The organism is Pseudoalteromonas sp. APC 3224 (assembly GCF_030407535.1).
Classification (GTDB): Bacteria; Pseudomonadota; Gammaproteobacteria; order Enterobacterales; family Alteromonadaceae; genus Pseudoalteromonas.
On the sequence record NZ_JASDDF010000010.1, the window covers coordinates 41,050 to 62,725 of the forward strand.

Genomic DNA, 21,676 nt, shown 5'->3' on the forward strand with positions numbered 1-21,676 from the left:
TAACAACAGATGATAACTTCAGGAATGCGACGCTATTTACCTGAACATCATGAAAGAACTATTTTAAGAAAATAAATAGGTTTGAGTTATTAATATAGCGGAAATTCGAGCAAATTGGCTACTGTTTTATATTCTTTAATTGGTTGATTTTTTATGAAAACAATCTTGATAATGCGTCATGGTGAAGCAATACCTATGCAGGCTGATGATGTCAGTAGAAGTTTGACTTCTATGGGTCAGCAACAAGCTGAAAAAATGGGGCTATGGTTGCAAAAAATGCACGCTCCCAGTGGCTTGTTAGTTAGTCCTTATGTTAGAGCGCAGCAAACCGCTGAGGCTGTTAAAAAAAGTAATCGTTTTTTATTTGAAGAAACCTGTCACGATATTATTCCTGAAGGGAACCCTCAGGTTGCAGCAGATTATTTAGAAACGTTAATTGCCCTCCACCCAGAATGCGATACCTGGCTGGTTGTTGCCCATATGCCTATGGTGAGCTATTTGGTTGACCAACTATGCGCGGGTAACATGCCAATTTTTAACACCGGTGCAGTTGCCCAAATTAGTTATGATGAAGCGAGCCATAAAAGTGATTACATCACCATAAATGCGCCAGCTAATGTAACCGTATAAACTACGAACCTCCCCAGCTTAAAGCCTGACGATAAAATGTGGTTAGGCATTTATCTAAAGTAAAATGGTTAACCACACACTAAAACTCAACACACTTAATACTGTAGATAAAACCACTGCACTGGCAAGGGTATCTTGGTGTTGTTTTATTTGGCATGCAATTAAATAGGCATTAACGCCTAATGGTGATGCACTTAATAGCACCAGTACTTTTAGCAGTGACTCATTAAGTGTAAATACGTGTGTGCCTAGCAATAATACCAAGGCAGGTAATATGACTAATTTTAATAGACTGGCAATGGCCGCTGCTTGCCAGTTATCGCTAATTTTATAAAAAGCTAAGTTAGCGCCCAATACAAATAACGCACAAGCAATAGCTGGTTCGGCTAAAAGCGCTAAGCCCTTAGTTAAGTCAGCAAATAAAGTAATCCCTGCCAAATTAACCAATAAACCAGTGCTAATACTTAACACCACTGGATTGAGTAGCATATTTTTGGAAAATGCTGACCAGGAAAACACATGACTAGCGCTGTTTGCACTAATTAAAAAAGTAAGGGTGAACAATAATGCGCTATGAAAGGTAATGATCATAAAAATAATGCCCATCATTTGCTCGCCTAATGCGGCAATAATAATAGGTAACCCCACCAATACAGTATTGGAATAGCTACTGCCAAGAGCAAACACGCTATGGCGTTCGTATTGAAGTTTTTTAGAGAGAATGTAGCGGTCAATAATTAGGGCAAAAAGGTAAATTAAAATAACCGGAATGTAAAAACTTAAAAAGCCATTTAAGCTGACACTGGTTTGTAAGTCTGCTTTGGCCATATTTAAAAATAAAAAGCTCGGCACACTAATATAAAAAGTAAACTTACTTAATCCCGCTATGTGGATACGCTCTAAAAAGCCACTGCGGCTAGCAATGTAGCCACATAGCACAATAAATATCAGCGGGAATATAATCGAAAATATATGCACTAAAAGGCTCTTGTTGATTAGCGTCTAAACTCATCACTTTGCGGTAAATTAATTAATATCAGTACCGCACCTTTACCGCCATATTCGAGCGGTGCTTGATGCATAGCAATAACATCGGGGTGTTGCACTAAGTATTGCGGCACTTTATGCCTGAGGATATGGCCGCCAATTCCGTGTACAACACAGGCGCAGTAATAATGCTTTTTTTTACACTCATGAATAAGCCCTGCGAGTTCATCTTTGGCTACTTCTTTATTTAAGCCATGCAGGTCGAGGGTTAAATCAGGTATAAAATCCCCTCGACGAAGTTGTTTCGCTAAAAAACGATCCTGACCCTGTTGCACATAATTAACAGTACCGTTAGTGTCTATATCTGGCACATATTCATCAGAAAAGAAAAATTCTGATTGTTGTTGCTTTTTTTGCTGGGCAAATTGCTTCGCTTGTGACACTTTAGGTTTATTACTAAAACGGTGAGTGTCTTGTTTGAACACGCGCGCACCGCTGATACTTTGACGAAACAAGTCAATGTCATCAGGACTAATTAGGCTGTTTGAGTGGGGATCTTTTTTCATAGCGGCAGTCTAAACAAAAAAGTGGTAAAAATCGAGTAAAAAGGTGTGATACCCAAGCAGCTTTGAGGTGCATAGTGCAGCGCCAATAAGGTTAATTTAAAAGCGATTTATACTGCGTTATTGATTTGAACAACAGAGTGACTATTACACTTGCAATCAATGCCTTGTTTAAATTACCTTTAATTCTAACTGTCACTCGCACCTAGAGGTGGCTTGGGTATACAATAGGGCAATCATGGGGCCCATAGTTGTGCCTCGATTGAGTTTATTTTTTGAAAGTAGCAGGCAGATAATACTGATGAGTGAATTACTAATAGAAGAAGCAACCCTGGATGAAGCTGTTGCAGAACTTTCAACCTTACATGATTGGCTTCGTTGGACGACAAGTCAATTTGCAAGTAGCGGTATTTTCTTTGGTCATGGCACCGATAACGCATGGGATGAAGCGGTAAGTTTGTTATTACCAGCACTTAGCTTGCCAATTGATGCACCCAAAGAGCTGATGCATGCCCGTTTAACTAGCACTGAAAAAAACCGTTTAGCAGGCTTAATTGCCGAGCGCATTAACGATTTTACCCCAGTTCCATACCTGACCAACATTGCATGGTTTGCCAATATGCCATTTTATGTGGATGAACGTGTATTAATTCCTCGCTCGCCTTTTGCTGAGCTTATTAATAATCGTTTTACACCTTGGCTAGAGCAGCCAGAGTCAGTAGGGCGTATTTTAGATTTATGTACGGGATCGGGTTGTATTGCGATTGCATTGGCACAAGCATTCGAAAATGCGCAAGTTGATGCGGTTGATATATCCTATGAAGCGCTTGAAGTGGCTGATATCAATATCACCGATTACCAACTAAGTGAGCGCGTATTACCGATCCAGTCTGACGTATTCAGTGGTGTGCCTGGGCAAAAATACGACTTAATCGTAGCAAACCCACCGTACGTTGATGCTGAAGATATGGCTGATTTACCACGTGAATTCCATCACGAGCCAGAGCTTGGGTTAGCATCGGGTCACGATGGCCTTGATGTAACACGTACTATTTTAGATCAAGCTAGTGAGCATCTAACAGATAACGGTTTGTTATTTGTCGAAGTAGGTAACTCTATGGTACATATGGATGCACTGTATCCAGGCGCACCATTTGAATGGATTGAGTTTGAACAAGGCGGATTAGGGGTGTTTGTTATTAGCAAGCAACAACTAGATGCCTACTTTGCACAGTAATTATTAATACTAGCCATTCATCCCAAATGGCTGGGTAACACTATAGCCGAGATAATTCTCGGCTATAAGTCATTAGGAATGAGGAAAGTTAATGGCAGGTAATAGCATAGGGCAGTTATTTAAAGTGTCCACCTTTGGCGAAAGCCACGGCGTTGCATTAGGCGGCGTTGTGGATGGCACGCCAGCAGGCCTTGAGATAACAGAGGCCGACATACAACACGATTTAGATAGACGAAAACCAGGGCAAAGCCGCTATACCACGCAGCGCCGTGAGAGCGACCAAATTAAAATTTTAGCGGGCGTTTTTGAAGGTAAAACCACCGGTACCAGTATTGGTTTATTAATTGAAAATACCGATCAACGTTCACAAGATTATGGCAAAATTAAAGACGTATTTCGTCCAGGTCACGGTGACTATACCTACTGGCACAAGTACGGCCTACGCGATTACCGTGGTGGTGGCCGCTCATCTGCGCGCGAAACCGCTATTCGGGTTGCCGCAGGCGCCATTGCTAAAAAGTATTTAAAACAGTTTCATGGTATTGAAGTTAAAGCATGCTTGAGTCAATTAGGGCCAATAAAAGCCGAAAACTACGATTGGGACGAAGTAGAAAATAACTTGTTCTTCTTCCCAGACGTTAGCAAGCTTGAAGCGCTTGACGAGTATATGCGCGAGCTAAAAAAGCAAGGCGACTCAGTGGGTGCCAAAGTAAAAGTAGTGGCTAAAAATGTACCTGTTGGCTTAGGTGAGCCAGTATTTGATAGGCTAGATGCCGAACTTGCACATTCTTTAATGAGTATTAATGCTGTTAAAGGCGTTGAAATTGGCGATGGCTTTGATGTAGTCGAGCAAAAAGGCTCTGAGCATCGTGATGAGTTAACCCCTGATGGGTTTACCTCAAATCATGCCGGTGGCGTGCTTGCAGGAATTTCAACGGGGCAAGATATAATCGCATCAATTGCGCTTAAGCCAACATCAAGTATTACTATTCCCGGTAATAGTATTAATACCGAAAATGAAGCGGTTGAGATGATCACCAAAGGTCGTCACGATCCTTGTGTAGGCATTCGTGCTATTCCGATTGCTGAGGCAATGATGGCCATTACTTTAATGGATCATTTACTTCGTCAACGCGGTCAAAACCCACATGTACACCATGAGCATGGGCCAATTAACGGTTCAGTTTAATTGTAAAGTGTGAGTAATTAAAAGTGATAACGCTACTCTTGCTATATCTGGGTTGACGTACGTTTTTAAGACTTGGCAAAAATTATTATTTTGTGCGCGGCTAATGTCTTCTTAACAGATAGTCTAGGTTGGAGGTTATATCTAACTTCCAACCTAGAATTTTATTCACCTAATAAAATTGTCGGAATAGCTTGGAAACCAAATTTAGTAGCTATTTTATTATATTCTTTACCTACAGTTTGTAATTTTCCGAGTCCTTCGCCAGTCTTTTTCATAAGTTCTCCTATCTTATTTGTTCCTTCCATGCAGTTTTCTATAAAACTTTGGACTTTTACGAACTTTGACAATTTTTTATTTGCTTCTTGTACATCTTCAATAGATTGAATATCTGCTAAAGCAGCATCAACTCTGTCAATATCTTTCTGAGCACGGGGTAGTAATTTCATTAAGTCAGAGTCATCTTCTAAATGAAGACTATCAGAGATGTCTTCAATAATCTCCTCATTCCAGTCTCTCAGAAGTGAAGTAAAAGACTGTAATTGGATACTAATAGCCACATCAATATCTTGGGAGCTTTGTTGCTGGTTTGCTTGATGTGAGTCTTGATTTACGGTTTGACTTATAACTGGAGATGCATTTACGTTGATATTATTCACTGTGGTTCCTTGATCCTTTTCAAATTCTCTCTGACGTACTTTTTTACTTTCAATTCCATCTAATAACCTTGAAACGGAGTAATTTATATCTAGTTTATAATCAAATTGATTGTCTGCTTCAATCCCTTGCCAAATTCTCTTCTCCTTTTTAATTAAAGTTGCATACGGTAATAATGATGTCCTTCCTGTACGTTGGCATTTTAGCGGTAGGAATACTTCTAGCCCAATGTTCTCTGCTAAGTAGGACTTATGTATTTCTGTAAACATACTTCTAATTACAGCTAAGAAGCTTCTTTTTTCACCATCGGATACGACTATTTTTATCTCGCGCTCTTCTTTATCTACAGTCACTAAAGCCTGACTATTAAAGCTTGTACACTTAAGCAGGGCTCCATATCTCCAGCAGTGATTTGGTTTTTGTAGAGTGTGACTTTTGACAATGAATCTTGCCATTAATTCTGGTGGCATATATCCTTTATACTTATAGATAAATTCTATTCCATCATTCAGTTTAGGATTACGGTTTAGCTCTATAGGTAATAGATCAGGAATTAAGTATCTAACTTCTGCTTTTGGATTTGCAGGCGGAACTTGATAACACAATTCGAACTGTTCCATGACCTGCATAAGGTAAGAAGATTTCCCTCTATATTTTTTGCATGTAAATGACTTTTCTAAGATAGCTTCAGATTCTTTTTTTGATATTATTCCATGTTGCTTTGATAACTTATCTGAATTTAGAAGGGTATAAATACCTTCGGTAATCCATTTGGGGTTGAGTACCTGTGTTTGAAGTTCTTCTAGCCCTTTAAAGTGGATTACAAGGCCCAAATCATGTAAAAGCGTTAACAGGATATCTTGAACCATTGAGTCATTAATTGCGTATTTACTACATAGATCAATGAAAATTTGATAGCTAATATAGTCTCTTGCTACCTTTAATCTCTCTAGTTCTTTTTTTACTTTTAACCAATTTTGAGCAATAATAAATTGTCGCATACCCAATGTAGATATTTGCTTTATAACATCTAGTTTTAGTTCTTCTATACCTTCTTTTGTTTGACAGCTTACTTTATGGAAAGCATATATATTAGGGTACTTTTCTTTGAGCATCTGTTTAGCTATATTGTCATCGAACTGCTCATCGCATTTGTTCAGCACTACTATAATTGGAGAGCTGTTACTTACAGCCATAACTTGTTTGAGCCAATGTTCTGAATTTTCATCTTTACGGATATCTAAAACAATCAAGTAAACACTTCTTTCTGATAAGAAAAGCTGGTGAGTTGCTCTCATTATTTCTTGTCCGCCAAAGTCCCAGCAATGAATTTTAATTTTTTCATTTTCATCATCATCGGCATTTATAGTCCATGGTTTTATTGATATCCCATCTGTTTTATCTTCACAGGGGTTAAAATCATTATCTATAAAACGTCTAATTAACGATGTTTTTCCTGCAGCACCTTCACCAACTAATATCAGTTTTGCTTCGTTTAATTTACCTTTTTCTCCGTGTAAAGAATCAAAATATGCTTGAGTTATTTCATTGCCTCTAGTCAGAATCTCTTTGGGAGGGAAAGTAATAGGGTTATTATTTAGCTCTAGCACTCTTTCATTTTGACTTCTTTCGAAATGATTTGTTTTTATAGATAAGCCTAAGTTCAGCAAACGCTCTGAAATATTCTCAATTTTGCAGTTTATTGCACTTACAGTCTTTAATCTTTTGAATGCGAGTAGTGGTTCTAGAGTTTTTACACATGTTTCTTGAAGATATATCTCTTCAAGCCCAATATTACTTGTTAGTGCGGATATATTTGATACTTTAGTTTCCCAAAATGCAAAGGACTTCAGCCTCGATAGGTACTTTACTTCGTCTATATTAACTATTTGCGTACCACCTAAATAAAGGTATTGTAACTTTGTTAGGTGCTCAATCCCCTTGATTGAAAGTAAACTAGTTCTAGTTAAATTTAAATGCTCCAAATCTCTAAAAGTAGATAATGTATTTAGATTTTTAATTACGATATCAAAGTTTTGATCTACTATAGTCAAATGCGTCAACGTTGAAAAGTTAGATATACTTTCTATTGGATTAAGAGGGGGGCTGAAAAACGCTATCGAACGAAGGTAAGGTAACTCTATAGTTGTGAGCAAGTCAAATAGCTCTTTATATTGTGATTCAGTGGCTTCTGGTAAAAAGGATAATGCAATAATATTATTTTTTGAATCTACTATACATTGATAGTCGTCTAAATTTTCTACATTTAGTTCTTGCGGGTCTAAAACGATTGGGTTTATATCAAAGCGAGGGAATATTTTATTTATTAGTTTTATCTGATTTATAGAGTTTTCATTCAATAATGTTTGAAGCTTTATTTGCTCAGTCATATTTTAGTCCTTTATATTTCTTCTAAGAATATCAAACATCTTTTCTGACCTACAGCATAATATTGAAAGCTAAGCCTTTGGGATGTTAATAAAATCTTGGACTTTCTAGCTTTTATTAGAGTAAATAAAAGTAATTATATTAATGAAACACTCATTGTTTCAGTATGTTTTTTTTAAGGCTTTTTGTTTAAACACAGCTCTCAGAGTTAGTTCAACTAACGTTGTTTAAAATTTATTTTGAGGTTAACTATGCTAAGTTCTACTGAGATAAAGAATAATCAAGCGAAGCAAACCGCAACACTCGCAAGACTATCGCGTTTTAGTCATATAACCGATAGCAGCATTGGTATTCCGTTTACTAAATTTAAATTTGGTGTAGAGTCGCTGATTGGGCTTTTACCTGTGATAGGTGATTTAGCAGGGCTTATTTTGTCTGGCTATGTACTAATTGAAGCGCAGCGCTTAGGTGTTAGCAAGCGAGTAAAAAGCCGTATTATTATAAATATGTTGATTGATTTTGTTGGCGGGCTCATTCCATTTTTTGGAGATATTTTTGATGCTATATTTAAAGCAAATACGCGTAACACCCGCATACTTAAAAAACATTTAACAGATAAGCTAACCACAAACCCATAAACATTATTAGTTTAAAGTGTGTAATTAGCCCTGTTATTAACTATTTATTTGGCATCAAAAAAGTACTTAGCGAGTATTTCTTTTTGTTGACCAAACTGATCAGACACTCCAATTCCAATCCCAATTATTTCCCCTTGTGCCTGCGGTGGCTCAGCGTGCAGTGCTTTTTTTACTAACGCTAATGCTGGGCTTTGTTCATTCGCGAGTAGTGTTAAATGCGGCTGAAAATTCTGAAATACATTAGGGCTGCCATAACGTTCAAAAGCCACAAGTTTATTAGGGTAATGCTTTACCCAGCTAGGCACTGGTGCTTGATGATCGCGAAGCGGCTCAAGCTTGAGGGTAACCTCATCGGCTAAGCGTTGTAACTGATATGATTTTTCTAAGTTTATAAATGCCCAATTACTTGGTGATACACTAAATCCATTGGCTTTTATCTCAAACGACTGATGCTCTTTTACAATGCGCTCAACCATTTGCTTAATTTCGTTTTGTGCTTCAAGTGGGTAATCCGTTAAATACAAGGTGGCGTGTACGGGTAACCCTTGTTGGTAAAACGTAGTAATTTGGTGCGAGGCCAATTCATTGCTGGTGTTAGCGACTAGCTCAACAATAGGCTTAGAGGGAATAGCAAATACGTTAATACTTATGCTTTTTGCATAACTGCTGGCAGAAGTAGCCAACAGTGTTAAAAAAGTAAAAGAGATAAATAGCCACGACAAAGAGCTGTGTTGTTTAACCATAAGAGTGAGTCAATTCAGGTTTTTGGTTGGTGTATGGTAAGCGTAATTAAGCGTTCAGTAAATAAAGTATGGTAAGGAAGCCTTAATTAATGCATCGCTAATTTTTTACTTTGTAGATAAAAGTACGTACAATTCGCTTCGTTTTTAGTGTGCTTTATACTAATTTTATCTGTGTTTAAAGCATCGGGTTCAAACGAGTATACGAAGTATTTATGCACCAAGTAGCTGATCTAATGTCTATTTTCGAACACACTTTTTACCAAAGCTATAACACGCGTTTGGTAAAAGGTGAGCATGAGCCTATTTACATTCCCGCAAATGATACAACTCCATATCATCAAATTGTGTTTGCCCATGGTTTTTATGCCAGTGCACTACATGAAATAGCTCATTGGTTAGTGGCAGGCTCGCAACGCCGTTTAAGTGAAGATTATGGTTATTGGTATTGCCCTGATGGGCGCGATGCTACACAGCAAGCGGAGTTTGAATCAGTAGAGGTAAAACCTCAAGCAATAGAGTGGGCATTGAGTGTGGCTGCCGGGTTTGATTTTAACGTATCGGTAGATAATTTAAATGGTGAGCAAACTTGTCGATTTGCGTTTCAATCACGTGTTCATGCAAAGTTATTAGAGTTGTTGCAAAACGGGTTTAACCCAAGAACAACCTTACTATTAAAAGCACTGTGTAAATTTTATAACACCACGTGGCCATTACATGCTGCGCAGTTTTCATGGCATTCTCCCGAGGAGTTAAAAGATGCAGTTTAAGTTAGGATTGATTGTAAATCCGGTCGCAGGGCTCGGTGGTAGTGTTGCGCTTAAGGGCAGTGACGGTGAAGACACCGCTGCTAAAGCCATCGCATTAGGTGCAGAGCCTAAGTCAAATAGCCGCACTAAAGCTGCACTTGAAGTGCTTGTACCTCATCAATCAAACATTACTATTTATACTGTTAATGATGAAATGGGGGAGCAAACAGCAAAAGCGTTGGGCTTTAATACGCAAGTGGTTTATCAAAGTAACTCACCCACAACCAGTGACGATACTGAGGCTGCAGCTCGTTTATTACAGCTACAAGGTGTTGATTTAATCTTATTTGCTGGTGGCGACGGAACGGCGCGCAATATTTGCCATGCTGTAGAAGACTCTGTACCCGTATTGGGCATTCCTGCTGGGTGTAAAATTCATTCCGGCGTGTATGCCATAACGCCAAAAGCCGCAGGCCGTGTAGTTGAAATGCTGGTAAAAGGTGAGCTGGTAACATTAAGCGATGCTGATGTGATGGACATTGATGAAGTGGCTTTTCGCCAAGGAACAGTAAAAGCAAAACGTTATGGTGAAATGCAAGTGCCAAGTGAAGTGCGCTATGTACAAGCGGTTAAAAATGGCGGTAAAGAAACTGACGAGCTGGTGCTAGCAGATATAGCTGCTTATGTCGTTAGTGAAATGGATGCCGATAGCCTCTATGTCATGGGTAGTGGCTCAACGGTCGGCGCAGTGATGGAAGAGATGGGGCTTGATAACACCTTACTCGGTGTTGATCTCGTTGAAGATCAAGCTTTAGTAGGCCAAGACCTAACAGCCCAGCAACTTCTTGAACTTACCAAAGAACGTGAAACAAAGTTAGTGATCACTCTAATTGGCGGCCAAGGGCATATTTTTGGTCGAGGCAATCAACAACTCAGTCCTGCGTTAATTAAAGCGATAGGCCGCGATAATATTATTGTGGTGGCTACAAAAACAAAATTACAGGCTTTAAATGGCCGACCGCTGATTTGTGATACCGGTGATAGCAAGTTAGATGATGAATTAAGCGGTTATATACGTGTAACCAGTGGGTTTAACGACCATATTATGTATGCAGTAGGTCATCAAGATGGGCTGCACCCAGAGGAGAAGTAACACATGAGTTTAGTAAATTACATAGATGCTGCGCAGCAATATTTTGATGATTTAGTGATAAAAGCCACCGATGACGAGTTATTTGCTGGCGGTTATCTACGCGGCCACTTTGATTTGGCCGTAGGTTATGCACAAGTTGAAGAGTTAAATCTAGAAATTGCAGAACTAAACGACACGGTTGAAAAAAGCTTAGTAAAAGCTTATCGCAATGGCGAACTTAATGAAGATGATAAAGCACTCGTAGTAAGAATATGGGATGAAGTAAAAGCACTCGCTTAAGCTTTTTTTATTCATTTATAACTGCGCGGCCACTGAGCCGCGTTTTTTTGTGCCTAAAAAAGAATTTGTTTATTCAGTTAAAATTTACCTCATTCCTTAGATACGCTAAAGTAGCACAGTCTAAATTCTAGGGAACAAGTGAAATGAATAACAATAATGATGCGACAATGCCAACTGGCATAGTTGCGCGATTTTTAAATTTTGTTGAGCGGGTAGGTAATAAGCTTCCTGATCCAGCAATTATCTTTTTGTTTGCCATGTTATTAATCTGGTTTTTGTCTTGGTGGTTTTCAAGCGTCACATTTGATGCAATAGACCCTCGCACTGGCGAAGCGATTATTATTAATAACATGCTTGCCAGCGATTCGTTGGCCACTTTTTTATCTTCTATGGTAAAAACATTCACCGGTTTTGCGCCACTGGGTGTAGTACTGGTTGCTATGCTAGGTGTAGGCGTTGCAGAGCATTCGGGCTTTATTAATACCGGCCTTAAATTAATGCTCAAAGTAACGCCTAGAAAATTACTAACACCCTCAATTATTTTGGTAGCTATTGTGAGCCATACGGCTACCGATGCAGGGTATGTGCTGGTTATTCCACTTGCTGGGGTAATATTTTTTGCCGCCGGTCGTCATCCGCTTGCCGGTATTGCAGCGGCATTTGCCGGGGTAAGTGGTGGCTTTGGCGCTAACTTTATCCCATCTGGGATTGACCCATTACTGCAAAGTTTTACGCAAAGTGCAGCACAAATTATTAATCCAACAATGAGCATTAACCCGCTTAATAACTGGGGCTTTGCTTCAGCATCAAGTTTATTTATTGTGATGCTAGGTTGGTATATCACCGATAAAATTATTGAACCACGTTTAAAAAATTCACCAGTTGATGGCGAAACTCAAGACCTACCAGCATTTGAAGATGCCCGTAGTGACGAAAAGCGCGCCTTTCTTATTGCCAGTTCCGTAATGATTGCAGGTATTGCGTTATTAGCGTATGTATCTGCACCCGCTGATTCAGCGATGCGCAGCAGCGATGGCTCTTTAACAAACTTTAGTTCACCATTAATGCAGTCAATAGTGCCGCTAATCTTCTTACTGTTTTGGATCCCAGGCGCAGTATATGGTTTTACCGTAGGCACCTTTAAAAGCTCTAAAGACATGATAGATGCGATGAGCAAAGCCATGAATGGTATGGCGTATTACATTGTTATGGCATTCTTTTGTTCATTATTTATTGCTGCATTTAGTAAATCAAACCTAGGTGCTTTACTGGCAATTGAAGGGGCTCAAGTATTAAAAGCAATGGAGTTACCGAGCTCTGTAACGGTGGTAGGGATTATTTTCCTAACTGGTTTTGTAAACTTGTTTGTAGGTTCAAGCTCGGCTAAGTGGGCACTATTAGGTCCGGTATTTGTGCCTATGCTAATGCAACTCGGTATTTCGCCAGACTTAACGCAAGCAGCGTACCGTGTGGGAGATTCTAGCTCTAATATTATCACTCCGCTCATGCCCTACTTCCCGCTAGTGGTAGTGTACTGCCAAAAATACGTTAAAGGCACAGGCATAGGTACGCTTATCGCGATGATGCTGCCATATTCAATCGCCTTTATGATTGGCTGGAGTATCTTTTTGCTAGGCTACTGGGCACTCGGTATCCCATTAGGACTTGATGCTAGCTACGTGTATCCAGCAGTCGCGCCTTAACTTAAATCTTGATTCATAAACCTCACTCACTCGAGTGAGGTTTATATAAAAGTGCTGTAATATTCAAAGTAAGTGTAATTTACCTTTCTAAATCTCTCACTATATAGCCAAACAAACTGGCCTCACCAAAAATATAAACATAATCGTTTTTGTTGTTTATTATTGTTGACTTATCGTCGTACCACCTAAAATCATGAGTTTCGTTTGTTTTAGGATCTTTGAAATATAAACGAGTACAATTATCTTCATAATCAGAACCACACTTTTGTACATCAGTTAGGATATATTCCTTATACCAATAGTCGCCTTGCGTGTAGTAAGCCCATAACTTAATGGGCTCAGAGATAAAAATATAGAGTGTTCCATAGATTAAAAAAGGAATTAATGGATACGTGAATATTAATGATAATTTCGTTTTTGTATCTGAGAAACTATATTTAAGATGCTCCCTGTATTTAGTGCAGCGTCTATATTTATTGAATACAAGTATATTTAAATAGATAAATGATGCGCCACAAATAATAGGGAGTGCTATAAAGAAAATAACGTTGTATATTTCATTTGTGATAAATGGTGGATCTGTAAAGTCCATTAAGATAGGAATAATGATGCATAATAAAATAGGGAACATTATTGCTACAAAGAGTAAGTTATCGTAATTTCTTTTCAATTTTTAATTCGTCCATGAATTATAGCCTTTGCTTAGTTTACATAAATTTTATTGTTTTAAAAATCAAAGAAAACATGTTTATACACATTAATTAATCTGAGTTTTGGATAATTAAGCTATCTCAAGCAGCTTTTTTAACGCTAATTGCGTTGAACTTACTTACAATAGGCTAGCTATTGACGCGTAATTTCGCCTTGTTTTTACTGCAATCTCTGGTTAGAGAAAACAAACAAAATATTTTTTGATTCAATATGTTAGTTAAGTACCTAATACTGGCTTGCGGCTTCGAGTTACGAAGATTAAGCTGACCTGATACCTGATACCTGATACCTGATACCTGATACCTGATACCTGATACCTGAATTTCAGACACAAAAAAACCTTGGCACTTTCGTGGCAAGGTTTTTTTACTAAAGAGTCGTTGCTTACTTAGCGGTGAAGCTAACTGGGCGACGTTCTTTACGAGGGCCGCTACGCTTATCAGGGCGTTGGCCATCTTTATTAAAGCTACGCTTCTTGTCACCAGCAGGGCGTTCAGAACGCTCGCCGCGTGGCTCAGAAGGGCCTTGATCTTGTGTTAATGTCATACCCATTGGGCGTTTACAAATAAACACTTTTTGGAAGTGATCAAGTACATCTTTAGGCATGTTTTGCGGTAATTGTACCGTACTGTGACTGTCGTGAAGACGAATGTCACCAATAAACTTGCTTGAAATGTCTGCTTCGTTAGCAATTGCACCAACAATGTTCTTAACCTGAACACCATGCTCACGACCTACTTCGATACGGTACGTATCCATAGGGCCTGCATCACGGCTATTACGCTCGCGAGGTTTACGCTCAGCGCGCTCACCGCCACGTTCGTTACGACGGCCACGGTCACCACGATCATTACGGTCGTTGCGAGGGTTGCGTTCGTTACGCTCACGCGGTTGAATCTTAACTTCTTCAACTTTAATTGGCGATTGTTGCTGTGCTAAACACAGTAATGCACCCGCTAAGTCTTCAGGAGCAAGCTCAAGTTTTTGTGCCATGTTGGCAGCCACTTCGTTAAAGAAAGTAATATCTTTGTTTTCAAGTGCAAGCGTAAGCTTTTCTTGAAGCGCATTAATACGTTTCTCTTCAACAACTTTAGCTGTTGGTAATTCAACTTGTGCGATTTCAGATTTAGTATGACGAATGATATTTTTAAGTAAATAACGCTCGTTATGCTTAACGAAAAGAATCGCTTTACCAGTACGACCAGCACGACCTGTACGGCCGATACGGTGAACGTAGGCTTCAGAATCTTGTGGAATGTCGTAGTTGATAACTAAGCTTAAACGGTCTACATCAAGACCACGTGCCGCTACGTCTGTTGCAATAACAACGTTTAGCATGCCGCTTTTTAAACGATCAACTGTGCGCTCACGCGCTTGCTGGTTCATGTCACCGTTAAGCGGCGCAGCAGAAAAACCTTCGCGCTCTAATAACTCAGCTAGTTGTACTGTATCGTTACGTGTACGTACGAAAACAATAGCACCTTCATATTGTTCTGCTTCTAAGAAACGAACAATGGCTTTGTTTTTATGTACGTGTGCATTCCAAAACACTTGCTCTACTGACGATACAGTTGAGTTGCGTGCAGAAATATGAACCTGTTCAGGATTGTTCATATATTTGCTGCTGATGTTTTGAATTTGCTTAGGCATAGTCGCAGAGAAAAGACATGTTTGCTTTTCACGCGGCGTTTTTTCCATGATGTTTTCAACATCATCGATAAAGCCCATACGTAGCATTTCATCGGCTTCATCAAGTACAAGTGCTTGTAAAGCATCAAACTTGATAGTGCCACGGTTTATGTGATCGATTAAACGACCCGGTGTAGCAACAATAATCTGTGCGCCACGACGAAGTGCGCTCAACTGGATGCTGTAGCTCTGGCCACCATATAGTGCCAGTACTTCAACACCACGAGTGTGTTTTGCATATTGTTCAAATGCCTCAGCTACTTGGATCGCAAGCTCACGGGTTGGTGTGAGTACAAGGATCTGTGGCTGTTTCACAGACGGGTCAATATTATTTAGTAATGGCAGTGCAAATGCTGCTGTTTTACCTGTACCCGTTTGTGCTAGTCCCAGTACGTCCTTTCTTTCTAGCAATAACGGTATACATTGAGCTTGGATTTCAGATGGTGTCTTGTAACCCAACTCTTCAACTGCCTTTAAAATTGCAGGAGAAAGATTTAGAGATTCAAACGTGACTGGTTCTGACATTAATACGCCTCAACGAATTTAAAGAGGCGCGCATTGTATAGGAAATACGAGGCAAATGCTTGTATAAATTACAACTAATTTATATGTGTTTGATGTTGGTCGAAATTTAACCAGTCCAAGTTGTGCGTTAATTAAGCTGGTTAACAATATACCTACAAATTTACTGGTAAAGGCCTAGGTTTTCTTTGGCGTAGGCTTCAAATTCAGTAAAACCACCAATGTGTGTTTGGTCTACAAAAATTTGTGGCACAGTCGGGCATGGCTTGCCTGCAGACTTTTCTAAATCTTCTTTACTGATGCCTTCTTTGATGATGTCGATGTAGCGGTATTTAAAATCATCGCGGTCATTAGCAAGTTGCTCTGCAACATCTTTAGCGCGAACACAAAAAGGGCAGCCTTCACGGCCAAAAATTACTGTTAACATAACGCTCTCCTCAAATTAGTTGACCCTAGTGTAACTAATTTCATTATTTATTACAGTGCAAAAAAACGATTATTGTGTTCGCTTTTTTTAGAGCCTGTAAAAAAAATAAAAAATATTTTATAAAAAATCTTGAAATAAAATTGTCCGCCCATAGATAGTTATTTGAGGACGCCTGATGGGTCTTCATTTAAACAGAACTATTTGAAAATTATATTATTAATTAAATTTTGCCGTTACTTGTTCAAACGAAAAGTGGCAGCAATATATCGCTTAAATATGAGGATATTATTATGCGTACAGTAGATTTATCACCCCTATACCGTTCATTCATTGGTTTCGATCATTTAGCATCATTAATGGATGCCGCTGCACGAACTGACAAGCAGCCAAGTTTTCCTCCATACAACATCGAAGCGCTTGATAAAGACAAATACCGTATCACTATGGCAGTTGCTGGATTTAGTGAAGACGAGTTAAGCCTACAATCTGAAAACAACACGTTAGTTGTATCAGGCACTAAAGCAGGTAAAGATCAAAACGATGAACGCAAATTCATTCATCAAGGCATTGCCGAGCGCAACTTTGAGCGTAAGTTCCAGTTAGGTGACCACGTTAAAGTACTTGGCGCAGACCTAGCCAACGGCTTACTAAGCATCGACCTTGAACGTGAGATCCCAGAAGCGCTGAAGCCACGTAAAATTGAAATTGGCTCAGGCAATATGCTCGAAAGTAAATAGCTAAGCTAGTACACGTATTTTCCCTGTGAAAAGCCGCCATTTGGCGGCTTTTTGCGTTGTTAGTCTTTTAAATCTATTTGCATTTGTTTTAAAGCGTTAATTTTATCTATTGCAACTTGTAGTTGTTCTTGTGAAAGTTTTTTTTGTCGGCCTTTAGCAAGTAAGTCTTCAAGCTTTAATATTTTGGCTTTTGCAGCAACAACAAAACGTTGTTCTAGCTGTCTTTGCTGTTCAAGGTGGAAATCTTGATATGCCTGGTGATTATTTAAATCACCACTGTACTGAGCAATTGGCTGAGTATTTTTTACTATGTTAGGTAAATAGGCCACAGAGGTTATTGTTGGCAAGGGGGGAGGACTAGTGTTACTAATTGTAGCCGTTTTCAATTGCGTGCTTTCCAACTCTTGAGTCATGTCATCAGCTGTCAGCTCAAGGGACGTTGTTTGCTTGACACTTTTAGCTTGGTTAAGGCCATCAATATTCTCTATTGTTGGTTTGCTAGTATAATGAGTGAAAAGTGTGTAAATACCAACACAAGCTAAAGCAATGACAGAAACGAAATTTTTTTTACTCATAAAATTACTCCCGTCTTATTTTGCCACTTGAGCCAGTTATTTTCATACTGTTGTGCCGCTTTTTGTTTTGCGATGGCCTTTGTTGCTTGGTATCGAACGGTTTCGTCTTCTGGCGAAAAGTACTCAAACTGATGCTCATAACTGTGTATCACCACCCATTCACCACTGGGTGTACGTATAATAGCAGAAATGGTGTTTTCTTTAGTTGTGAACGCAAGTTGTACAACCCAACTACTTTTGTTTTTGCGGTTTAATTCATTATTGTATTGAGCATATATATCTTGTTTTCCTGATATTACTAATGCTTGTTCAAGTGATTTGTTATCCGCCAACGTGCGAAAGTCTACAGCATTGGTTCGACTAGCAAATTGAGCTCCGTGGGCTTTTACTTGGCTTAAAAATTTAAACTGCGATTTATTTGCTTGATAAAACGCTTTAATTTCGCTTTTGTTTACTTGTTTCTCTAGCTTTTCAAGAACGGGGCTCTGCATGTGCATCATTGTATTTATGCCTAGCCAGCTTTGAATGGAGGGTCGCAAAATATCTCCTTTAGCTATTTCATACAGATGTTCAATATCAATATTCTGCTTTGCCAAAATCGGTTTGGCTTTTAAAAGCGCTATATTGAATTGCCGTTTTTTTATTAATTCACTTTTGAATAGTTCACTATCTCCTCTATGGAGTTTAAAACGTACCTGCATTGATAGTGTATCGATAAATTCATATAAATTAATAGAGTTATACAAAATAGGGGTTAAATCGATCTGCTGCATTTTTTTAATCAAGCTTTGCACATATTGACCATTTTTAGGGTAGGGCCCTAATGTGTGTTTAAGCCAATGGCTATCATAAGTGTCAAGCTTTACCTGACTTGACTGTGCCTTTATAGCTAATTGCGAATCGAACAGATTTTTTAAGTAACGTTCAACATGGTATTGAGTACTAAAACCAACGGCAGATTGTCGTTTTATTATTGCAGGTGTTTTTAGCGCTGCTTGTTGTAACAAAAACTGATTCTCATACAGACGAGTTCTAACTTCATTGATTGTAATTTCAGGTTTGTGCTTTAAATAAGCACGATGCATAAAGTTAACTTCATCACTACTGTATTGTGTAAATGAGGCCATTACTAGGGAGTGGTAACACGCCCCTAGTAATGTAATCACTAAAATAGCCATTTTTTTCATTAGCGAGCAACCATGGCGTGGTTCAATAAGTGCACCACCATTGCTATTGCATGGGGCACTACTTGCTTAGCTATATTAAGGCGATCAAAATGATCTTTTGAATTGAGTACAATTCCACCTTGAGCATAAGAAAATGAACCACCTTGAGTTAATAATGGGCGAACATCTTGGCTATTTTTATCTAAAGGCGAGAACGTTTGCATTGCTTGAGTAACGAGTGATAAATCGTTGAGCTGCTCTTGATCATAGTAATCTTTTACCCAACTTTCCCAGCTAGAGTGGTTAAGGTCTGATGTGGTCCATGTGTGGTGAGGTTGTAATAAATCAGTCGTATGAAATACAAACCCTAATACTTGAGGATTTCCGCTTTGTAAGTAACTTTGATACCAATATTGCCCTAAATTATCGATAGGTTGAAATGGCATTTCTTCAAAGTCATCGTACATAGAATAGGTTGAGTTGCTATCGATTCTGTAGTGAGATTCTGTTACACCATAACTGTTATATTTTGAAGAGTCGGCATTGAACCAACCTGTTTCCCCCCCTTTACCATCATCAAGGTAGTCACCTTTAAGCCAAGCAGATGCAAGATTATCAATAGTGCCCCAAACGGTGAGCTTCTCATAATTATAACCACCAAAATCGTTTCCATGTTGGTCTGCACCTTGGGTATGATTTTGAAAATGCCAATAGCTTGTATATTTAACTATACTTTGCGCTGCTCCCCATACTGGCGCTTGAACACATGAGCCTGTAATGGCACCACAGAAAAAGGTGTCTTCAAAGTCATCTACATCATAAGCCGCTTGTCCTAGCAGCTCGGCTAATTCAGAGATTGTCAGATTGTTTTGTGCAGCGTACTGACGTAGGGCAGCATATTCGGTGCTGGCTGGGTGTTGCTGCATATAATTTACGGCATCAAGAACAATACGTTTGTGAGTTTCTTGACTAAAAGCTTGAGCTTGGCTTGTACCGAGTAATAAAAGTGTCGCTGCAATTAATTGTTTTTTCATTTTATTCTCATCATTGTTTGGAGTAAGAGGTGCTATTAAAAAATAAGCTCATTACATTGCCATGACAAATAAATTAAACATTTAATTAACAATATTACCTATTTTGATACTTTAATATTAACTATCAAGGATACTGCCACCAATTGAAGGCATTTATATTTACAGCTTTTCAATATTATTTAAATAGTTGCTAGCTTGCTCTAAGGTTGCTTGGCGTAATGATTCATCTTGTTTATCCCAATTACGATAAACCATGCCTATTCGTGGGTTTTTCTCAAGTCGCTCTCGGTGTTTTTGCATAAACTGCCAGTAAAGGCTGTTTAGCGGACACGCGTCTTTGCCCACTTTTTCTTTTACTTTGTATTGGCAGCTTTTACAGTAGTCACTCATTTTATTTATATAGTTGCCGCTAGCCGCATAAGGTTTAGTGGCAATGATGCCATCGTCAGCAAACTGGCTCATCCCTCGGGCGTTAGGCATTTCTACCCACTCAATAGCATCAATATAAACACCTAAATACCATTCATCTACTTCATCGGGACTGATGGCGGTTAATAAACAAAAATTACCTATTACCATTAAGCGCTGAATATGATGGGCATACGCGCTGTCTAAGCTTTGTGTTAATGAGTGGCTTAAGCAATTCATTTTTGTTTTACCATTCCAAAAATAACTCGGCAGTGCACGAGTTGCATTAAGCTGGTTTTTGTTGGCGTAATCGGGCATGTTTTTCCAATACACGCCACGCACATACTCGCGCCAACCCAGTACTTGGCGAATAAAGCCTTCAACCTGAGAAATAGATATTTCATCTTGACGTTGTTGGTACTCTTTAACGACACGGTCGATAACATAGCGAGGGGGTAAAATTTTGGCATTTAACGCAAACGATAATCGGCTGTGATAAAAGGTATCCTTATCAGGGCATTGATCTGTCATCGCATCTTGAAATTGACCAAAGCGAGGCAGTAAATGTGCACAAAAATGATCAAGCGCACTTATTGCTTGCTTACGGGTTGTTGGCCAGCTTAATTGCGTGTCTATCTGTCCAAAGTAATTTATTTTATGTTTATCTAAACGCTCAATAATGGCGTTAACATCATTTTTAAATAATTTGGGTTTGGGGATATCGGCTAAATCACTTTTTGAAAACTTATTACGGTTATTGGCATCAAAGTTCCATTGCCCACCGGCAGGTTTGTCATCTTCCATTAAAATATCAAACTGCTTACGCATTGCCCGATAAAAATGCTCCATAGTGACGTGTTTATCTTTTTTAAAGCGTTTATCTATGTCGTTAAATGCTAATAAAAAATGCTCGCTGTCACAGGCATTCACCGTTAACTCGCTATTAGTCGCGAATTCGTGAAGTTGTGTTTTTAAACGGTACTCATCTGGGTATTGATATTCAATAGAGGTACATTCATGCTGCTTGGCTAAACGCGTTAAAAGAGCGGGTAAGTCATCATCGTCTTTGGTGTCATCTAGCGTGAGATGTAAAACATTGAAGCCAGCATCTTTTAATGCATTAGCGAAGTTTTCCATGGCTTTAAAAAAGGCTGATATTTTTTGTACATGGTGTTTTACATAGTGTGCTTCTTGCATAAGCTCAGCAATAACAAATACTGTGTCGTCGGATTTGTCTTTAAACCACGAATGAGCAGGATTGAGTTGATCACCTAAAATCAATCTTAGTGTGTTGTATTTTTTCATAATTAGCCAAAATTCACTCTTATACGTGATATTTTTAAAAGCGATCTATTTCCTAAAGGTTACTTAATAATAGAGCACCGAATGCAATTTAATACAGCGGTTGATTGTAACGATTCAAATTTTATAGCAAACATAGTGTAGGTAAGGCGATAAACTAGGTTGCTTTTTTTATCAACTTATTAGTTATTATGG

At 38.8% G+C, this 21,676-nt stretch carries 19 protein-coding genes; 9 read left to right on the plus strand and 10 right to left on the minus strand.

The features are described from left to right. The first annotated feature begins 153 nt into the window (after nucleotides 1-153). Entirely contained in the window at nucleotides 154-630 is a 477-nt protein-coding gene (gene sixA / locus QL989_RS07045; RefSeq protein ID WP_171039596.1) for a phosphohistidine phosphatase SixA, read from the plus strand. Nucleotides 631-684: 54 nt separating this feature from the next. On the opposite strand, the gene QL989_RS07050 is transcribed toward sixA, so the two are convergent. After that, the gene (locus tag QL989_RS07050; RefSeq protein WP_138606239.1) at nucleotides 685-1,608 is read right to left on the minus strand and encodes an AEC family transporter; all 924 of its coding nucleotides are present in this window, start codon (nucleotides 1,606-1,608) and stop codon (nucleotides 685-687) included. Nucleotides 1,609-1,625: 17 nt separating this feature from the next. Continuing rightward, entirely contained in the window at nucleotides 1,626-2,183 is a 558-nt protein-coding gene (smrB, locus tag QL989_RS07055) for an endonuclease SmrB (protein WP_138606237.1), read from the minus strand. 298 nt (nucleotides 2,184-2,481) lie between these two features. Here smrB and prmB point away from each other — a divergent pair, with 298 nt between their 5' ends. Together prmB and aroC are read left to right on the plus strand one after the other, a co-directional pair. After that, nucleotides 2,482-3,417, plus strand: a complete 936-nt coding sequence (prmB, locus tag QL989_RS07060; protein ID WP_076918988.1) for a 50S ribosomal protein L3 N(5)-glutamine methyltransferase — start codon at nucleotides 2,482-2,484, stop codon at nucleotides 3,415-3,417. 91 nt (nucleotides 3,418-3,508) lie between these two features. Beyond that, entirely contained in the window at nucleotides 3,509-4,606 is a 1,098-nt protein-coding gene (gene aroC / locus QL989_RS07065; RefSeq protein ID WP_290169320.1) for a chorismate synthase, read from the plus strand. A 161-nt stretch (nucleotides 4,607-4,767) separates the two neighbouring features. On the opposite strand, the gene QL989_RS07070 is transcribed toward aroC, so the two are convergent. After that, the gene (locus tag QL989_RS07070; protein ID WP_290169323.1) at nucleotides 4,768-7,650 is read right to left on the minus strand and encodes a COR domain-containing protein; all 2,883 of its coding nucleotides are present in this window, start codon (nucleotides 7,648-7,650) and stop codon (nucleotides 4,768-4,770) included. 249 nt (nucleotides 7,651-7,899) lie between these two features. Between QL989_RS07070 and QL989_RS07075 the strand changes: the two genes are divergently transcribed. Next, entirely contained in the window at nucleotides 7,900-8,286 is a 387-nt protein-coding gene (locus QL989_RS07075; protein ID WP_290169326.1) for a DUF4112 domain-containing protein, read from the plus strand. A 44-nt stretch (nucleotides 8,287-8,330) separates the two neighbouring features. Here the strand turns inward: QL989_RS07075 and QL989_RS07080 are convergent, their stop codons facing one another. Then, nucleotides 8,331-9,029, minus strand: a complete 699-nt coding sequence (locus tag QL989_RS07080) for a 2'-5' RNA ligase family protein (RefSeq protein WP_178955578.1) — start codon at nucleotides 9,027-9,029, stop codon at nucleotides 8,331-8,333. A gap of 212 nt (nucleotides 9,030-9,241) precedes the next feature. On the opposite strand from QL989_RS07080, the gene QL989_RS07085 reads away from it, so the two are divergent. The 4 genes from QL989_RS07085 to QL989_RS07100 all read left to right on the plus strand — a co-directional run bounded on the left by QL989_RS07085 (nucleotide 9,242) and on the right by QL989_RS07100 (nucleotide 12,910). Next, on the plus strand, nucleotides 9,242-9,796 hold the full coding sequence (locus QL989_RS07085) for an elongation factor P hydroxylase (protein WP_178955580.1): 555 nt from the start codon (nucleotides 9,242-9,244) through the stop codon (nucleotides 9,794-9,796). Next, nucleotides 9,786-10,928 carry an ATP-NAD kinase family protein gene (locus QL989_RS07090; protein WP_290169331.1) on the plus strand — a complete coding sequence of 381 codons (1,143 nt, stop codon included), beginning with the start codon at nucleotides 9,786-9,788 and terminating at the stop codon, nucleotides 10,926-10,928. The genes QL989_RS07085 and QL989_RS07090 overlap by 11 nt, the downstream gene beginning before the upstream one ends. Before the next feature lie 3 nt (nucleotides 10,929-10,931). Further along, on the plus strand, nucleotides 10,932-11,207 hold the full coding sequence (locus QL989_RS07095) for a YfcL family protein (RefSeq protein WP_010391380.1): 276 nt from the start codon (nucleotides 10,932-10,934) through the stop codon (nucleotides 11,205-11,207). A gap of 143 nt (nucleotides 11,208-11,350) precedes the next feature. Continuing rightward, nucleotides 11,351-12,910 carry an AbgT family transporter gene (locus tag QL989_RS07100; protein ID WP_010391381.1) on the plus strand — a complete coding sequence of 520 codons (1,560 nt, stop codon included), beginning with the start codon at nucleotides 11,351-11,353 and terminating at the stop codon, nucleotides 12,908-12,910. A gap of 1,095 nt (nucleotides 12,911-14,005) precedes the next feature. Here QL989_RS07100 and QL989_RS07105 read toward each other — a convergent pair. Both QL989_RS07105 and QL989_RS07110 read right to left on the minus strand, forming a co-directional pair. After that, complete coding sequence (locus tag QL989_RS07105) at nucleotides 14,006-15,835, minus strand: DEAD/DEAH box helicase (protein ID WP_054202149.1); 1,830 nt, start codon at nucleotides 15,833-15,835, stop codon at nucleotides 14,006-14,008. 160 nt (nucleotides 15,836-15,995) lie between these two features. Then, nucleotides 15,996-16,259, minus strand: a complete 264-nt coding sequence (locus QL989_RS07110; RefSeq protein WP_008114535.1) for a GrxA family glutaredoxin — start codon at nucleotides 16,257-16,259, stop codon at nucleotides 15,996-15,998. 290 nt (nucleotides 16,260-16,549) lie between these two features. On the opposite strand from QL989_RS07110, the gene QL989_RS07115 reads away from it, so the two are divergent. After that, the gene (locus tag QL989_RS07115) at nucleotides 16,550-16,996 is read left to right on the plus strand and encodes an Hsp20 family protein (protein ID WP_010391385.1); all 447 of its coding nucleotides are present in this window, start codon (nucleotides 16,550-16,552) and stop codon (nucleotides 16,994-16,996) included. Between the two features lie 59 nt (nucleotides 16,997-17,055). On the opposite strand, the gene QL989_RS07120 is transcribed toward QL989_RS07115, so the two are convergent. The 4 genes from QL989_RS07120 to QL989_RS07135 form a co-directional block, all read right to left on the minus strand. Next, on the minus strand, nucleotides 17,056-17,571 hold the full coding sequence (locus QL989_RS07120) for a hypothetical protein (protein WP_290169333.1): 516 nt from the start codon (nucleotides 17,569-17,571) through the stop codon (nucleotides 17,056-17,058). After that, nucleotides 17,568-18,758 (minus strand): peptidylprolyl isomerase, encoded by a 1,191-nt coding sequence (locus tag QL989_RS07125; protein ID WP_290169335.1) that lies wholly within the window; start codon nucleotides 18,756-18,758, stop codon nucleotides 17,568-17,570. The genes QL989_RS07120 and QL989_RS07125 overlap by 4 nt, the downstream gene beginning before the upstream one ends. After that, a complete protein-coding gene (locus QL989_RS07130) occupies nucleotides 18,758-19,771 on the minus strand; it encodes a phospholipase (protein WP_138606217.1) in 1,014 nt (337 codons plus the stop codon). Before QL989_RS07130 ends, QL989_RS07125 begins: the two co-directional genes overlap by 1 nt. A gap of 159 nt (nucleotides 19,772-19,930) precedes the next feature. Next, nucleotides 19,931-21,484 (minus strand): cryptochrome/photolyase family protein, encoded by a 1,554-nt coding sequence (locus QL989_RS07135; RefSeq protein ID WP_290169338.1) that lies wholly within the window; start codon nucleotides 21,482-21,484, stop codon nucleotides 19,931-19,933. Nucleotides 21,485-21,676: the final 192 nt, after the last annotated feature.

Bases quoted from the DNA above. Each gene is read 5' to 3' on its own strand.
- sixA (WP_171039596.1), top strand. From the start codon at position 154: ATGAAAACAATCTTGATAATGCGTCATGGTGAAGCAATACCTATGCAG.
- smrB (WP_138606237.1), bottom strand. From the start codon at position 2,183: ATGAAAAAAGATCCCCACTCAAACAGCCTAATTAGTCCTGATGACATT.
- prmB (WP_076918988.1), top strand. From the start codon at position 2,482: ATGAGTGAATTACTAATAGAAGAAGCAACCCTGGATGAAGCTGTTGCA.
- aroC (WP_290169320.1), top strand. From the start codon at position 3,509: ATGGCAGGTAATAGCATAGGGCAGTTATTTAAAGTGTCCACCTTTGGC.
- QL989_RS07070 (WP_290169323.1), bottom strand. From the start codon at position 7,650: ATGACTGAGCAAATAAAGCTTCAAACATTATTGAATGAAAACTCTATA.
- QL989_RS07075 (WP_290169326.1), top strand. From the start codon at position 7,900: ATGCTAAGTTCTACTGAGATAAAGAATAATCAAGCGAAGCAAACCGCA.
- QL989_RS07080 (WP_178955578.1), bottom strand. From the start codon at position 9,029: ATGGTTAAACAACACAGCTCTTTGTCGTGGCTATTTATCTCTTTTACT.
- QL989_RS07085 (WP_178955580.1), top strand. From the start codon at position 9,242: ATGCACCAAGTAGCTGATCTAATGTCTATTTTCGAACACACTTTTTAC.
- QL989_RS07090 (WP_290169331.1), top strand. From the start codon at position 9,786: ATGCAGTTTAAGTTAGGATTGATTGTAAATCCGGTCGCAGGGCTCGGT.
- QL989_RS07095 (WP_010391380.1), top strand. From the start codon at position 10,932: ATGAGTTTAGTAAATTACATAGATGCTGCGCAGCAATATTTTGATGAT.
- QL989_RS07100 (WP_010391381.1), top strand. From the start codon at position 11,351: ATGAATAACAATAATGATGCGACAATGCCAACTGGCATAGTTGCGCGA.
- QL989_RS07105 (WP_054202149.1), bottom strand. From the start codon at position 15,835: ATGTCAGAACCAGTCACGTTTGAATCTCTAAATCTTTCTCCTGCAATT.
- QL989_RS07110 (WP_008114535.1), bottom strand. From the start codon at position 16,259: ATGTTAACAGTAATTTTTGGCCGTGAAGGCTGCCCTTTTTGTGTTCGC.
- QL989_RS07115 (WP_010391385.1), top strand. From the start codon at position 16,550: ATGCGTACAGTAGATTTATCACCCCTATACCGTTCATTCATTGGTTTC.
- QL989_RS07120 (WP_290169333.1), bottom strand. From the start codon at position 17,571: ATGAGTAAAAAAAATTTCGTTTCTGTCATTGCTTTAGCTTGTGTTGGT.
- QL989_RS07125 (WP_290169335.1), bottom strand. From the start codon at position 18,758: ATGAAAAAAATGGCTATTTTAGTGATTACATTACTAGGGGCGTGTTAC.
- QL989_RS07130 (WP_138606217.1), bottom strand. From the start codon at position 19,771: ATGAAAAAACAATTAATTGCAGCGACACTTTTATTACTCGGTACAAGC.
- QL989_RS07135 (WP_290169338.1), bottom strand. From the start codon at position 21,484: ATGAAAAAATACAACACACTAAGATTGATTTTAGGTGATCAACTCAAT.